Annotated in this window: 13 protein-coding genes; 8 read left to right on the top strand and 5 right to left on the bottom strand. The window is 41.3% G+C overall.

The window, feature by feature from the left end:
- The first annotated feature begins 180 nt into the window (after positions 1–180).
- Together AAZO_RS05190 and AAZO_RS05185 are read left to right on the top strand one after the other, a co-directional pair.
- Positions 181–354, top strand: a complete 174-nt coding sequence (locus AAZO_RS05190) for a hypothetical protein (RefSeq protein WP_013190445.1) — start codon at positions 181–183, stop codon at positions 352–354.
- Between the two features lie 227 nt (positions 355–581).
- Entirely contained in the window at positions 582–845 is a 264-nt protein-coding gene (locus AAZO_RS05185; protein ID WP_013190444.1) for a DUF3146 family protein, read from the top strand.
- 11 nt (positions 846–856) lie between these two features.
- Here AAZO_RS05185 and AAZO_RS05180 read toward each other — a convergent pair whose 3' ends face one another.
- The 3 genes from AAZO_RS05180 to ntcA all read right to left on the bottom strand — a co-directional run bounded on the left by AAZO_RS05180 (position 857) and on the right by ntcA (position 3,821).
- A complete protein-coding gene (locus AAZO_RS05180; protein WP_013190443.1) occupies positions 857–1,294 on the bottom strand; it encodes a RuvC family protein in 438 nt (145 codons plus the stop codon).
- A gap of 58 nt (positions 1,295–1,352) precedes the next feature.
- The gene (locus AAZO_RS05175) at positions 1,353–2,843 is read right to left on the bottom strand and encodes a DUF3084 domain-containing protein (RefSeq protein WP_013190442.1); all 1,491 of its coding nucleotides are present in this window, start codon (positions 2,841–2,843) and stop codon (positions 1,353–1,355) included.
- A gap of 306 nt (positions 2,844–3,149) precedes the next feature.
- Complete coding sequence (gene ntcA / locus AAZO_RS05170) at positions 3,150–3,821, bottom strand: global nitrogen regulator NtcA (protein WP_013190440.1); 672 nt, start codon at positions 3,819–3,821, stop codon at positions 3,150–3,152.
- Between the two features lie 472 nt (positions 3,822–4,293).
- Between ntcA and fabI the strand changes: the two genes are divergently transcribed.
- The 4 genes from fabI to AAZO_RS05150 all read left to right on the top strand — a co-directional run bounded on the left by fabI (position 4,294) and on the right by AAZO_RS05150 (position 8,966).
- A complete protein-coding gene (gene fabI, locus AAZO_RS05165) occupies positions 4,294–5,070 on the top strand; it encodes an enoyl-ACP reductase FabI (RefSeq protein ID WP_013190439.1) in 777 nt (258 codons plus the stop codon).
- Between the two features lie 172 nt (positions 5,071–5,242).
- On the top strand, positions 5,243–5,839 hold the full coding sequence (hisB, locus tag AAZO_RS05160) for an imidazoleglycerol-phosphate dehydratase HisB (RefSeq protein WP_013190438.1): 597 nt from the start codon (positions 5,243–5,245) through the stop codon (positions 5,837–5,839).
- A 131-nt stretch (positions 5,840–5,970) separates the two neighbouring features.
- Positions 5,971–6,951, top strand: coding sequence for an ABC transporter ATP-binding protein (locus tag AAZO_RS05155; RefSeq protein ID WP_013190437.1), 981 nt, complete (start codon positions 5,971–5,973; stop codon positions 6,949–6,951).
- Between the two features lie 578 nt (positions 6,952–7,529).
- Complete coding sequence (locus AAZO_RS05150) at positions 7,530–8,966, top strand: polysaccharide biosynthesis/export family protein (protein ID WP_013190436.1); 1,437 nt, start codon at positions 7,530–7,532, stop codon at positions 8,964–8,966.
- 162 nt (positions 8,967–9,128) lie between these two features.
- On the opposite strand, the gene psbC is transcribed toward AAZO_RS05150, so the two are convergent.
- Together psbC and psbD are read right to left on the bottom strand one after the other, a co-directional pair.
- The gene (gene psbC / locus AAZO_RS05145) at positions 9,129–10,514 is read right to left on the bottom strand and encodes a photosystem II reaction center protein CP43 (protein WP_013190435.1); all 1,386 of its coding nucleotides are present in this window, start codon (positions 10,512–10,514) and stop codon (positions 9,129–9,131) included.
- Positions 10,498–11,553, bottom strand: a complete 1,056-nt coding sequence (gene psbD, locus AAZO_RS05140) for a photosystem II D2 protein (photosystem q(a) protein) (protein ID WP_013190434.1) — start codon at positions 11,551–11,553, stop codon at positions 10,498–10,500. The genes psbC and psbD overlap by 17 nt, the downstream gene beginning before the upstream one ends.
- Before the next feature lie 584 nt (positions 11,554–12,137).
- Here psbD and AAZO_RS05135 point away from each other — a divergent pair.
- Both AAZO_RS05135 and AAZO_RS05130 read left to right on the top strand, forming a co-directional pair.
- The gene (locus tag AAZO_RS05135; RefSeq protein WP_013190433.1) at positions 12,138–12,707 is read left to right on the top strand and encodes a photosystem I assembly protein Ycf4; all 570 of its coding nucleotides are present in this window, start codon (positions 12,138–12,140) and stop codon (positions 12,705–12,707) included.
- A 525-nt stretch (positions 12,708–13,232) separates the two neighbouring features.
- Positions 13,233–14,015, top strand: a complete 783-nt coding sequence (locus tag AAZO_RS05130; protein ID WP_013190432.1) for a peptidylprolyl isomerase — start codon at positions 13,233–13,235, stop codon at positions 14,013–14,015.
- Positions 14,016–14,066 lie beyond the last annotated feature (51 nt).

Raw genomic sequence — 14,066 nt, 5'->3', positions numbered from 1 at the left:
TAAACTAAACCTACCCATATTCCTATATTAGTGGTTTATTTTGCGTAATAGCACAGAGGCAGATCAAATCAATCCCACTAAATTACCGAGAATTTAAAGATGAGATTATGATTATAAAATAGCAAAAACTAGAGGCGAGTAAGATATGGCTACTATAGAAGAAATTACTATCAAAGTGCCGTGGAAGAACAACGACAAATTCAACTCAAATTTGTATCAAATATGCAGTTAAAACTTTTAAATTCTACACAAGATGCTGTGCAACCTCTCAGAAACATTATGGATGAACTTAGTAAAGAAGCACAAGCCCAAGGTTTAACTCCTGAGATTTTAGACTCTATTTTACAAAATTAAGATTAGCGATCGCAGCATCCTATTTCACCACTTAATTCACTGGATATTAAAGATTAAATATAATATTTAATACGTTAAATATTACATTAATTTCCGCAACCAGCGACATCTGGAAAAAATGAGAGCTTTTCCTTCCCTACCAATTTGTCAATTTCAGAGATTTTTGGTACATAAAGATTAAGTAACCAACATGGTTGACTTTTATCCTATACTTGACATCCAGCATAGTGAGTGCTAAACGTCTACCAGAAACTACCGCCCACGTCAGAATCACCCGCCAATCTTGGCAACATGGCTTTCTTGAAGGTGATGTCAGCGCCGGCGATTTTGAATGGCATTTTGAATGGTATTTTCGGCGGGGAGAGCTTTCTGTCAAGCCTTCCCAGGGTCGGGCTTTAATTAAGGAACCTCTTGGCCGCTTCTTGGAAAAACAAGATTACCAGTTGGAACCAGGGGGAGATTATGCTTTTACAATTCGAGCAGAATTGTAATTAGTCAGCTGTCAGTTGTCAGTGAGACTCTTGGAAGTTAAGCGGTTGAGGTAGCGTTCAATTAACAGAATAGCCACAATATCGTCTATCGGTCTTGGTGGCTGTCGCATACCTTTGGGTAAGAGTTTAGTAAGTCCTGTTGGTGGGAACATCTGCCAATACCGCTCGCGTGCTTCCAAAGTTGTATAACGCTCATCTATTAAAATAATATTTAGCATATCTGTTAATTCCTGATTTAGCTGCTGTTTCCATTTCTTGGCGGTAGTTTGGTCGCCCATCACAATTAAGAAAATAGGAAACTTTCGCCGTAGTATCTCAATGTGAGCGATCGCATCATTCCCAGCGACTACTTGATGATCATACAGTTGCCGATCTACCCCCATCACAGCTACACCACATTTATCTCGACCGGGATCAAACCCTAAAATTGCTGGTTGTGTATTAGTCATTGGAAAAAGGGAACAGGGAATAGGTAGGAGTTTTTTAATTTTTAATTTTTAATTTTTTTTAAGTGCTGAAAATAACCTGACCATTGAAAATTGCCACTAATTTCACTCTTAAAGGTCCAGCGGTATAGGTATCCTCCGCAGCTATAGCTTTAATTTCTAATGGTTGATTAGACTGTTGCAATTGGGCGAAAAAGCGCAGAAAAGTACCCTCTACTTGTACAGTTTCGATAATTCCTGCATTGCGAGCGCGAAATTGGGAAGCAGAAATCAGCAAGTCCAGCCGTTGCCTTAATTGATATGATGTCATGTTTTTCATATCAGCCGCAGTTGTAGCCAGGATTTGACCTGTGGAAAATACCAATTGATTGCGCGTAGCATCAGCAAAAAATTCTATCTGCTTTTCTCCCCTAACGTAATTACCCGCAGAGAAGATTCGCACTACATATTCTCTTCCATCGTCGATTTGATTGATTAGTTGCTCAACCCTATCTTGAGTAACACGCAATAGTTCTGCATTCCCAGGATTAGAACCAGGTTCGCTTAATTCAATGTTGGCATTGCGGTTAGCTTCCTGCAAAATTTGGACTAGTACCTGACGAGCCGCAGTAGGTTGATTAACTTGTACCACACCAGCAGCTAAAACTTGTCCACGAACTAAAGCCAATTTACCTAAACGCAGGTCACGATATGACTGGTAATATTTTTCCAGCCTTGCTACTTCTTGTTCTAAATAATCTTGCTGTTGTTCCAATTCTTTGAGACGAGATTCCCTAGTAGCAATTACTTGCTCCCGTTTTTTAATCTCTAGATTACGATTTTGAATTAGTTGATCTAATTTAGCAATTTTCTGATCACGTTTTTCAATAGCTTTTTGGCGATTAGCAAGTTCCTGATCGCGTTTTTCAATAGCTGTTTTTGCTTCGTCAATCGCTTTTTTCGCTTCTGCATATAGTCGCTGCCGTTCTGTCTTTAATTCTTCAACTGCTGTTTGCAATGCCTGACGTTGATTATAAAGGGTTTGTAGTTCAGTTCTAGCTTGTTTATACTGTATCACTACTTCACCAAGTCGGCTTTGAGTACCTTGCAGTTGAGCTTGGGTTTTAGCTTGTTGACTAATGGTGCGGTTGAGTTGAGCTTGTGTTATGCGTTGTTTAGCATTGGCAGCTTGTAAAGACTGATTAATGTTTTGTAAATCTTGTTGTGCCTGAGTTTGTTCTTTTCTAGCTTCGGTCAGCTGTTTTTCTACTTGGCTTTTTTCCGTTTCTGCGGTTTTAAGTTGTTCTCGCTTGTTTCTCAGGTCTTTTTGAATATCCTCTAACTCAAAGACGCCCTTCCGCAATCCTTCATCAGCAGCAAATAAAATTGCTAGGGTTGAGGCAGAAATTAGACCACCAGTAAAAATAGTTACCAGCACTGCCGTATTTTTGGGACGCAGCTTAAATAGTGAGAGGCGTGCTTTGCCAACTCGTGTGCCGATACGATCGCCCACTGTAGCAATCACACCTCCCAAAATCAAAATAGCTGCTATCAGGATGTACCCGGTGGCCATCTTTTAACTAACGTTCACGTAGTGTGCCGGAGGCATAATGCTTCCAGATACAGCCTACTACTTTCAAGCATTGTCTGTGGGGGAAAGGAGCTTGGCAAAAGCAGAAAATAATCAATTTTTAAATTACCTCCGACTGTGTATATTTTCCCTCGAAATACCATCTGTGCCAATTTCCTCCCCCAGTTGTGATTACAGAGCATGAATAGAGAACAGTGATCAACTATGAACTGGTGGATTTAAATCCACCAGCAACGCCTTGAAGCAATGGGTGGTGGATTTAAACGAGTGTCATAAAATTGTTCACTTTTAAGTAAATTGCTTACTTAAGGTAACAGGCTTATGTACAGTAATCTTCTTCTTATGGATGGAAATCATTTTTTTCTCGCGCAGGTCACCAAGTAACCTGGTGACAGTAACACGAGTAGAACCAATTGCCTCAGCGATCGCCTGATGAGATAACTTCAAATCAATTGTGATCCCATCAGCACAAGGTACACCAAAATCTCGACAAAGAATTAATAAAAAACTCACCAACCTAGAACCCATATCTCGGTGAGCAAGAGTTTCAATCATCATCTCTGTCTGGAGAATACGGCAAGAAAGACCCCGTAGCATTAACATTGATAACTCTGGATTTTCCTTTAATGCTTGTTCAACTTGTTCAATTGGTGCAGACAGTAATTCTACAGCAGTAAATGCCACTGCATGGTAGAACCTATCTGACTTGTTACCCGTTAGCAATGACAACACACCAAAAACGCTATTTTCCCGTAGCAGTGCCACCGTTATTTCTTCTCCTGCTTCATATACCCTGGAAAGCTTCACAGCACCCTTGAGAAGAAAATAAACTCGTTCGGCGGGATCGCCGGGAAAAAAGATCGTTTTGTTGCGTTCAAACGTCTCCACAACCGGTGGAAAGGCTCCAGTTGCCATCTGACGAAAAACATTTGCTAGGGCTTTATCTTGTGTCACGATCATCTCCCTTCCCCTACCCAATGCCGGAAAAATAAAAACTGATTACCTAAGAATACACCTGAAAAATCAAGAAAGCACCGTCAACCTTTCTGTTTTTTCCTATACTCAAATCTACTACTTTATCTTTATTTGTTTATCATGATACCTAATTCTTGTTATTTTTAGCCAGCAGTTATTGATAAGTAGTTTCAGAGGCTCAACTAAAAAGGTTTTTTTGGGTAAAAATTTCCAATATCTTTATAACTTCTTAATCAATGAGCAGAAAATTTGTTGTACTCAATACCCTAACTTGAAAATAAGGTACGGGGTAAGAGGAAAAGCTTAAGGGCTCAAAGAAATATCTATTTTCATGCATTGTGGTTACCCAGTTGATCAAGAGTACTTAATTGTTTTTTTCAAAATCACATTCCTAACAAACTCAAAATAGGCTCAGATTCTAGTATGCTCCTAATAATTGATCACATTAACAATTTGTATGCTGAATCTGTCCGGAAAAAATGCTCTAGTAACAGGTATTGCCAATAACCGATCCATCGCGTGGGGAATTGCCCAACAACTCCATCAAGCAGGTACTAACTTGGGCATTACCTACTTGCCAGATGAAAAAGGCAAATTCGAGAAAAAAGTAGCAGAATTAGTACAACCACTTAAACCGAGCTTATTCCTTCCCTGTAACGTCGAGAATGACGAGCAAATTCAAGCTACCTTTGAAACTGTACGTCAGCAGTGGGGAAAACTAGACATCCTCATTCACTGTCTAGCTTTTGCTAATAGAGAAGACTTAACTGGAGATTTTAGCCAAACCTCTCGTTCTGGTTTCAATAAAGCTTTGGAAGTTAGCACTTATTCACTGGTTCAGTTAAGTGGTGCTGCTAAACCTTTGATGACAGAGGGTGGTAGTATCGTTACTCTTACGTATTTGGGTGCTGTTCGGGCAATTCCTAACTATAACATCATGGGTGTAGCCAAAGCTGGATTAGAAGCAAGTGTTCGTTACTTAGCCGCAGAACTTGGCCCCCAAAATATTCGCGTTAATGGTATTTCCGCAGGACCAATCCGCACTTTGGCATCTTCAGGAATAGGCGGTATTCTGGATATGATTCATCACGTTGAAGAAATTGCCCCCTTACGTCGTACTGTTACTCAGATAGAAGTTGGTAATACAGCAGCTTTCTTATGCAGCGATTTAGCCAGCGGCTTGACTGGGCAAATCCTGTATGTAGATGCAGGATATGAAATTATGGGTATGTAATAGGGACTGGGGACTAGGGGAGATGAGGGAGATGAGGGAGATGAGGGAGATGAGGGAGATGAGGGAGATGAGGGAGATGAGGGAGATGAGGGGATGGGGAAGTAATTTTCCTAATGACCAATAATGACCAATGACCAATGACCAATGACCAATGACCAATGACCAATGACCAATGACTAACAACCGCATTGCTACAGTTCACCGCACTACTGGGGAAACTGATATCCAAGTCACCATTAACCTTGATGGTACAGGCATTTGCAAGGCTGCTACCGGGATTCCTTTTTTGGATCATATGTTGCATCAAATCGCCTCTCATGGGCTGTTTGATCTGGATATCCAAGCCAAAGGTGATTGGGAAATTGATGACCACCACACCAATGAAGATGTGGGTATTACCTTGGGTCAAGCTTTACATCAGGCACTAAGTAATAAAAAAGGCATTGTCCGCTTTGGTAATTTTCTTGCACCTCTTGATGAGGCTTTAATTCAGGTGGCTTTAGACTTTTCTGGAAGGCCTCACCTCACCTATAATTTACAAATTCCTACTCAACGGGTAGGAACTTATGATACTGAATTGGTGCGGGAATTTTTTGTAGCTTTGGTAAACCATAGCCAAATGACCTTGCATATTTGCCAACTAGATGGTATTAATTCCCATCATATTATCGAAGCAACTTTTAAAGCTTTTGCTAGAGCTATGCGAATGGCTGTAGAAATAGATCCTCGTCGTGCTGAGACTATTCCTAGCTCTAAGGGAGTATTATAATTTACCAGTGTGAAAATCCAAAAGTTACTCTATTACCGATCATTGACAGAGCAAGTAGTGCTGGTTATTATCGTTTTACTGATTAACCTGTAATTAATCACACCCAGCTACTAATTCGTCATTTAACCACCATGAGTTCTGTTGTAGAAACCCCTAAACCTCAACTGAATCCTGTAGATCAACCACCAGTAGTCTTAACTTCTGAGTTGCGAAAAGTCTATCGCATTGGTTTTTGGCTGAATCAAAAAGTTGTATCTCTCAAAAACTGTTCTTTACAAGTTTACCCAGGACAAACCTTTGGTTTGCTAGGCCCTAATGGTGCTGGTAAAACAACACTGTTGAAATTGTTACTAGGAATTATCCGTCCTTCTTCTGGTAGAGGTTTATTATTAGGTAAGCCACTAGGTGATCGCTCAGTCAAGCAACGTATTGGCTATTTACCTGAAAATCCCTATTTATATGACTATCTTACCGGTTGGGAATTTTTGGAATTAGCTGCTGGTTTATTCCAAATTTCCCAGAAAGTGCAACGTCAACGCATTACCCAATTGCTAGAGTTAGTCAGTTTATCCCAAGCTGACGCTCGCAAAAAACAAATGCGGCGTTATTCTAAGGGTATGCTTCAGCGTATTGCTATGGCGCAGGCATTAATCAATGATCCAGACTTAGTATTCCTGGATGAACCCATGTCTGGACTTGATCCTTTGGGACGCTACCAAATGCGACAAATTATTCTCGCACTCAAAGCTGAGGGTAAGACAATATTTTTCAACAGTCATGTGTTGAGTGAAGTAGAACAAATTTGCGATCGCATAGCCATCCTACATCGAGGAGAATTAATTTGCTCTGGTTCTCTCAATGAACTCTTAGATACCCAAAGTACATATCATGTTAAGGGTCAAGGAGGCGATACAGAACTTCTCAAACAAAGGATACCCGATGTAGAATTTGATTCTAGTGGTGATTGGCACGGCATATTACAAGATGATTACTACGATTTTCTTGCTAGTCTTCGGTTGATGGGAGGTAAAATCATCACCATAAACTTAACTCATCAATCTTTAGAAGAGTTTTTTATCCAACAGATCCAAAAACAAAACTCCCCATTGTAAGTATTCATCCCTGTTGTTGATAGTTAGTTAAATATGGCTTTTGGCTTTTGACTTTTGCCTTGCGGTACTAGTTTGTATGATGTGGAGAGAAAACAAAGAATTGACTTTTTTACACCTATAATAAAAACCACTTTGTACGCAGTAATTTTTGCCCAAACTCTACTACAAACAACCTTCTTATTATCACCTTAATTAAATTAAATAACTAAAAGTAGTTTTATCTACTTAATTTAATTTAAGAGTTAATTCAAGATGTCATATTGATAAATAAATATTAATTAGAGGATGACTGTATAAACCAGCAAAGTATTGGCAATTTAAATATAAACTTTGATTCTTAACTATTGACTATTGTCATGAAACTTGCTCTACTAATCTTAAAGAATTAATTTATGTCACTTAGTTCATCTTTAAATTAGCTTCACTCAAAATTCTGAATGCCTCATTAAATTAGATCCGGAAAATCAAGATTACTTAGGTAAATAACAGTATTGGGGAACTTGAATAATTAAGTATAGTCAACGGTAAAATGTTTAGACAATACTTTACAGATCCTAGTCTCAGAGTCTCAGGTAAATATGCTTAATATACATTTGTGGAAAATTTTCAGTCATTCAACTACAGCTGTAGTTTTATTAACAACAGTTAATATTGCTTTATCATCTCTCAGCCTAGCCCAGACACAAAAACTATCAGCAGCGTCAACCATATCCACAGATTACTTATTAGGCGGTGGCGATCGCATTCGCGTCAATGTCTTTGAAGTACCAGAATATACAGGTGAGTACCAAGTTCCCCCTGGTGGTGCGATTAATCTGCCTTTAATTGGCAGTATATCTGTTCTGGGATTAACAACAGAACAGGCAGCAGATGAAATAGCCAGAAGATATGCTCGTTTTCTGAAACGTCCCCTGATTTCCGTGAATTTGTTATCATCTCGTCCTATTAATGTTTTTGTAGCCGGAGAAGTAACAAGACCAGGATCTTACACTCTCAGCTTACAGGGAAGTGGAGGCGATAATCCTGGTGTACAATACCCGACCGTATTAGCTGCGCTGACTACAGCCCAAGGGGTAACACTAGCAGCAGATGTAAGCAAAGTACAATTACGCCGTAAAATAGGACGTTCTGGTGAACAAGTTATTAGTTTTAACTTAAAAGAAATCACCAAAACAGGTAAGATACCCCAAGATATTACCTTACGGGATGGAGACACAATCGTTGTACCCACCGCCACGAACTTCAACGTTGCTGAAGCCCGAAATTTATTTGCTGCTAACTATGCAGCTAGTCAAAACGCACCTCGCACAGTTGCTATTACAGGACAAGTTTACCGTCCTGGTTCTTATCTGGTGACACCAGGTTCTTCTAGTTCGGAAGCAGGTACTGTAGCCCCTGGAAGTGGCTTACCAACTTTAATGCGGGGAATTCAACTAGCCGGAGGAATTACATCACAAGCTGATGTAAGGAGTATTAAAATCCGTCGTCCTACAAGAATTGGCTCAGAACAAACTTTAAATATTAATCTCTGGGAATTGTTGCAAACTGGGGATCTCAATCAAGATGTCGTGTTGCAAGATGGAGATACAATTGTAGTCCCCACAGCAACTGAGATTAACACAGCAGAAGTGACCCAATTAGCTACCACTACTTTGTCACCTGCAACTATTCAAGTTGGGGTAGTAGGAGAAGTGAAAAAACCTGGATTAACAGCTTTACAACCTAATAGCTCTTTAAATCAGGCTTTGCTGGCTGCTGGAGGTTTCAATGATGCTAGGGCTAGTAGTGCTGCTGTAGATTTGATTCGTCTCAACCCCAATGGCACTGTTAGTAAACGGGTAGTAAAAATAGATTTCTCAAAGGGAATTAATGACGAAACGAATCCTATACTTCACAATAATGATGTTGTCCTAGTTAGCCGTTCTGGTATTGCTAAGACTAGTGATACAGTCAATACTGTAGCTAGTCCTTTGGGTACTCTTTTAGGCATTGTTAGGATATTTTTTGGACTCTAGATTTCTTTTCATTTAGGGTATTTTCTATTCTCACAAACTAAAATACCGAATTTAAGCCTGCTCATGCAGGCTTGTTTTTTTAGCCAGAAAAAAGCTCTTGTTGTGAAGCAAGAGCTTGAAAATTAATTGATTGTCAGTGATGAAATAAACAGAAGCAAAAATCTAGTCAAGATCCTTCATGCTGTATGCTGGTTCGTTCTCACGGTCAATACCTCTCTCAAAACCACCAGCAGCCGCACGAGCGCGTCCTGCATGCCACAAGTGACCGATAAGGAAGAAGAAACCTAATACGAAGTGAGAGGTAGACAACCACGCACGAGGAGATACATAGTTGAAAGAGTTGATTTCAGTAGCTACACCACCTACAGAGTTCAAAGAACCTAGAGGAGCGTGAGTCATGTATTCAGCAGCACGACGAGCTTGCCAAGGCTGAATATCATTCTTGATTTTCTCGAGGTCAAGACCGTTAGGACCACGGAGAGGCTCTAACCAAGGACCACGGAAATCCCAGAAGCGCATGGTTTCACCACCGAAGATGATTTCACCAGTAGGAGAACGCATCAAGTATTTACCTAGACCAGTAGGCCCTTGAGCAGAACCAACGTTAGCACCTAAGCGTTGGTCACGAATCAAGAAGGTTAAAGCTTGTGCTTGAGAAGCTTCAGGACCAGTAGGACCGAAGAATTCGCTGGGGTAAACAGTGTTGTTGTACCAAACCATGATGGAAGCGATAAAGCCCATCAAGGAAAGAGCGCCCAAGCTGTAGGAAAGGTAAGCTTCACCAGACCAGATGAAAGCGCGACGCGCCCAAGCAAAAGGCTTAGTGAAGATGTGCCAAATACCACCGGAAATACAAATTAAAGCAATCCAAATGTGACCACCGATAACATCTTCCATGTTATCAACGCTAACAATCCAGCCTTCGCCACCGAAGGGAGCTTTAATTAGATAACCAAAGATGATCGCTGGATTGAGTGTGGGGTTAGTAATAACACGCACATCACCACCACCGGGTGCCCAGGTATCATAGACACCGCCGAAAAACATAGCCTTTAACACCAACAGCAGCGCACCACATCCCAAGATGATAAGGTGGAAGCCGATGATGTTGGTCATTTTGTTCTTGTCTTTCCAGTCGTAACCGAAAAAGGAAGAATATTCTTCTAATGTTTCTGGGCCACGAACGGCATGATAGATGCCACCAAAACCCAGTACAGCAGAGGAAATCAGGTGCAGTACACCAGCAACAAAGTAGGGGAAGGTGTCAATTACTTCACCACCAGCACCAACGCCCCAACCTAATGTAGCAATGTGAGGCAGAAGAATCAAGCCCTGTTCGTACATGGGCTTTTCTGGGATAAAGTGAGCAACTTCAAATAAAGTCATTGCTCCAGCCCAGAAGACGATTAAACCAGCATGGGCAACGTGAGCGCCAAGCAGTTTACCAGATAGGTTAATTAAACGAGCGTTTCCAGACCACCAAGCAAAGCCGCTTGATTCTTGATCACGTCCGCCTCCTATAACTGATCTATTAGAGAGCGTTACCACGAGGTAATACCTCCTCAGGGAATACAAATTGTTCGTGGGGTTGATCTTGAGGAGCCATCCAAGCGCGGATACCCTCGTTCAGCAAAATATTTTTGGTATAGAAAGTTTCAAACTCTGGGTCTTCTGCTGCCCGTAATTCTTGGGAAACGAAGTCATAAGCCCGTAGGTTTAATGCTAAACCCACAATTCCTACTGCACTCATCCACAAGCCTGTGACTGGGACAAACAACATGAAGAAGTGTAACCAACGTTTGTTAGAGAAAGCAATCCCGAAAATCTGTGACCAGAATCGGTTTGCTGTCACCATGGAGTAGGTTTCTTCCGCCTGGGTGGGATTAAATCCGGGGAAGGTATTGGAGCCTTCGCCATCTTCAAACAGGGTGTTTTCTACTGTTGCACCATGAATGGCAGATAGCAATGCACCACCTAATATTCCGGCTACACCCATCATGTGGAAGGGGTTGAGTGTCCAGTTGTGGAAACCTTGTAGGAATAACAAGAATCGGAAGATTGCTGCTACACCAAAGCTGGGTGCAAAGAACCAGCTAGATTGTCCCAAGGGATACATCAAGAAGACGCTGACGAATACGGCGATGGGGCCTGAGAAGGCGAGAGCGTTGTAAGGACGAATCCCTACTAGTCTGGCAATTTCAAATTGGCGCAACATGAAGCCGATTAGTCCGAATGCTCCGTGTAGAGCAACGAATGGCCATAGGCCACCTAGTTGAAACCAACGAGTTAAGTTACCTTGAGCTTCAGGTCCCCAGAGTAACAGTAGGGAGTGTCCCATGCTGTCTGCGGGTGTGGATACTGCTACTGTGAGGAAGTTTGCTCCTTCTAGATAGGAGGATGCTAATCCGTGGGTGTACCAGGAGGTGACGAAGGTTGTACCGGTTAGCCAGCCACCTAGTGCTAGGAAGGCGCAGGGGAATAGTAATATTCCTGACCAACCTACGAATACGAAGCGATCGCGCTTCAACCAGTCGTCTAGTACGTCAAACCACCCTCTTGACTGGGCGCGTCCAACTGCGATGGTCATTGAAATAAAATCCTCTTGTTTACTAAAATTGCTACGTTTTTAAGGCTGCGCTTTGATTCAGATTTCCTGATTTGGAGCGAATACACGAGGAATTAAACGTTTTTTGACACTTTTAGCCACTTAACAAGCGCCTAAAATTTTGAGAAATTAACGCCTTACTAGTTGAGCGTTTCTCATGATTATGCCATTACGCCTACCACTAACTAATAATCTAAGTTGTGGTAGGCGTAATGATTCTTAACTTATCACATTAATCACGGTTTGCGCTGGAGATACGCAGGTAAATTACGCATTAAGGATATTAAAGATTATAATGAATATCATAATCTTAATAATCTGACACAAGTTTTCTCAGAAATCTTTTTCAGGAGACAGGGAACAGGGAGCGGGGAAAGGGAACAGAGAGCGGGGAATAGGAATAATTCTTTGTTGTACCAATGCCCAAAGGGTATAAGGGGAGGGAAACCCAATTCCCAATTCCCAATCCCCAATCCCTAATGCCCAATTACCAATTGATAACTTGCAATTCAGACGGCTGAAGTGGCAGACTTTGAATGAGAATATGTCATGGCCAAGGTAGTTATATGACGGCTTCAACAAAGATTAATACAGGCGATGGACTATTGTATCAAAATGTCCTCGGTTCTCGTCGGTTTAGTAACTACTGGTGGGCAACTATTGTTAGTTTGGGAGCATCTGGCTTTTTGTTGGCTGGTATCTCCAGCTACCTAAAAGTTAATTTACTCGTAGTTACTGATCCAACTCAACTGATTTTTGTACCTCAAGGATTGGTGATGAGCTTATACGGCATGGCGGGGGTGCTGTTGGCTTTATACTTGTGGCTGGTTATCTTATGGGATGTCGGTGGCGGTTACAACGAATTCAATCAAGAAACTGGTAAATTCAAAATCTTTCGCTGGGGTTTTCCTGGTAAAGACCGTCAAATTCAAATTGAAAGTCGCATCGAAGATGTACAATCTGTCCGTATCTCCATTAAGGAAGGTCTAAATCCCCAACGCGCACTTTATCTCAGGGTTAAAGGACGGCGCGATATTCCTTTGACAAGGGTTGGCCAACCTTTATCTTTAGCTGATTTGGAAACTCAAGGAGCTCAGTTAGCTCGCTTTTTGGGTGTACCCTTAGAAGGATTGTAGATTTTAGATTTTGGATTTTGGATTGAAAACACGGTGATGGGAGGTCGAAGGAAGGAGGCAGAGATCAGAAGAAAGACAGATACAGTACATTGCAGCTAATTGAGGCTTCCGTGAGCTTTAGTCGAACTGTACAAATGTTAATCATAAACAACCTCACGGGCGTTTGGAAACCCAGTGGCTAAAAGCCACTGGGAGGAAAAAGGACAAGGTGGGCTAAAACCCACCTTGTCCCTAATATGGGCATCCTTTCTTGTCGATGGTAAACCAATCAAATCTATTAACCAGTAGTTCAACAAGCGTAATGCTCAACTGCAATCTATCAAGGATACGCTCTTAAATTAGGGGTATCACTAATCAACAAGTGAAAATTACAGCAAAACGCAATAATGAAGGGGGAGAGTGAACTATTTCTTTTCTTCCATCTTCCCTATTCCAAAATCCAAAATCCAAAATTCAAAATCTAAAATCTAAAATCTAAAATTACTAAGAGAAGCTAAGATACTCTGGTTGAGTCAGTAACTGGCAATGCGGTTAAAATTTCCACAATTTTTAATGCTTATGTTGATGATTGGTGGTTTGATATTAGGAGGATGTTCCACAGAGAAAGTAGCTTCTAATACATCTCCAGCCTCGACGGCTGCCTCAAAGGCAACTGAGGCAAGTTCGAACTCAACTGCTGAAGCAGCAATATCACAAACTAGTAGTGAGAGTATTCCAGGAATGAAAGACTTACCACGGCTTGAAGGTAAGGCTAATGTGGTGATCACAGTTAAAGGCGCACCAATCACTATCGAAGTAGATGGTGTTAATGCTCCCATTACTGCTGGCAACTTCGTTGATTTGGTGCAAAAGGGTGTTTACGATGGTTTGGTATTCCATCGGGTTGTGCGTGATCCTCAACCGTTTGTGGTTCAAGGTGGTGATCCTCAAAGTAAAGATCCCAAAGTTCCAGCAAATAGGTTAGGAACTGGTGGTTATATAGACCCAAAAATAGGGACTGAACGCCGTATACCACTGGAAATTAAGCCAGAGGGTGCAGAAGAACCTGTTTATAGTCAAACAATTGCTAGAAAACCTCTTTTGACACACAAACAAGGTGCAGTTGCGATGGCAAGATCGCAACTGCCTGATTCTGCTTCTTCTCAGTTTTATTTTGCTCTAGCAGATCTGGGTTTTCTAGATGGTAGCTACGCGGTGTTTGGTTATGTGACTGATGGCTTTGATGTAGTTAATCAAATTCATCAGGGTGATCGCATTGATTCTGCCAAAATCACTAAAGGTGCTCAGAACTTAAAATCTACTAAGTAGTCAGTTAAGTAGTCAGTAGTTAGTTGTCAGTGTTAACAAACCTGCTGACAA

It is taken from the genome of 'Nostoc azollae' 0708, from assembly GCF_000196515.1.
Classification (GTDB): Bacteria; Cyanobacteriota; Cyanobacteriia; order Cyanobacteriales; family Nostocaceae; genus Trichormus_B; species Trichormus_B azollae.
This window is presented reverse-complemented; position numbering and strand designations above follow the sequence as displayed.

Bases quoted from the DNA above. Each gene is read 5' to 3' on its own strand.
- fabI (WP_013190439.1), top strand. From the start codon at position 4,294: ATGCTGAATCTGTCCGGAAAAAATGCTCTAGTAACAGGTATTGCCAAT.
- AAZO_RS05150 (WP_013190436.1), top strand. From the start codon at position 7,530: ATGCTTAATATACATTTGTGGAAAATTTTCAGTCATTCAACTACAGCT.
- psbD (WP_013190434.1), bottom strand. From the start codon at position 11,553: ATGACCATCGCAGTTGGACGCGCCCAGTCAAGAGGGTGGTTTGACGTA.
- hisB (WP_013190438.1), top strand. From the start codon at position 5,243: ATGACTAACAACCGCATTGCTACAGTTCACCGCACTACTGGGGAAACT.
- AAZO_RS05130 (WP_013190432.1), top strand. From the start codon at position 13,233: ATGCGGTTAAAATTTCCACAATTTTTAATGCTTATGTTGATGATTGGT.
- AAZO_RS05180 (WP_013190443.1), bottom strand. From the start codon at position 1,294: ATGACTAATACACAACCAGCAATTTTAGGGTTTGATCCCGGTCGAGAT.
- AAZO_RS05135 (WP_013190433.1), top strand. From the start codon at position 12,138: ATGACGGCTTCAACAAAGATTAATACAGGCGATGGACTATTGTATCAA.
- ntcA (WP_013190440.1), bottom strand. From the start codon at position 3,821: ATGATCGTGACACAAGATAAAGCCCTAGCAAATGTTTTTCGTCAGATG.
- AAZO_RS05175 (WP_013190442.1), bottom strand. From the start codon at position 2,843: ATGGCCACCGGGTACATCCTGATAGCAGCTATTTTGATTTTGGGAGGT.
- AAZO_RS05155 (WP_013190437.1), top strand. From the start codon at position 5,971: ATGAGTTCTGTTGTAGAAACCCCTAAACCTCAACTGAATCCTGTAGAT.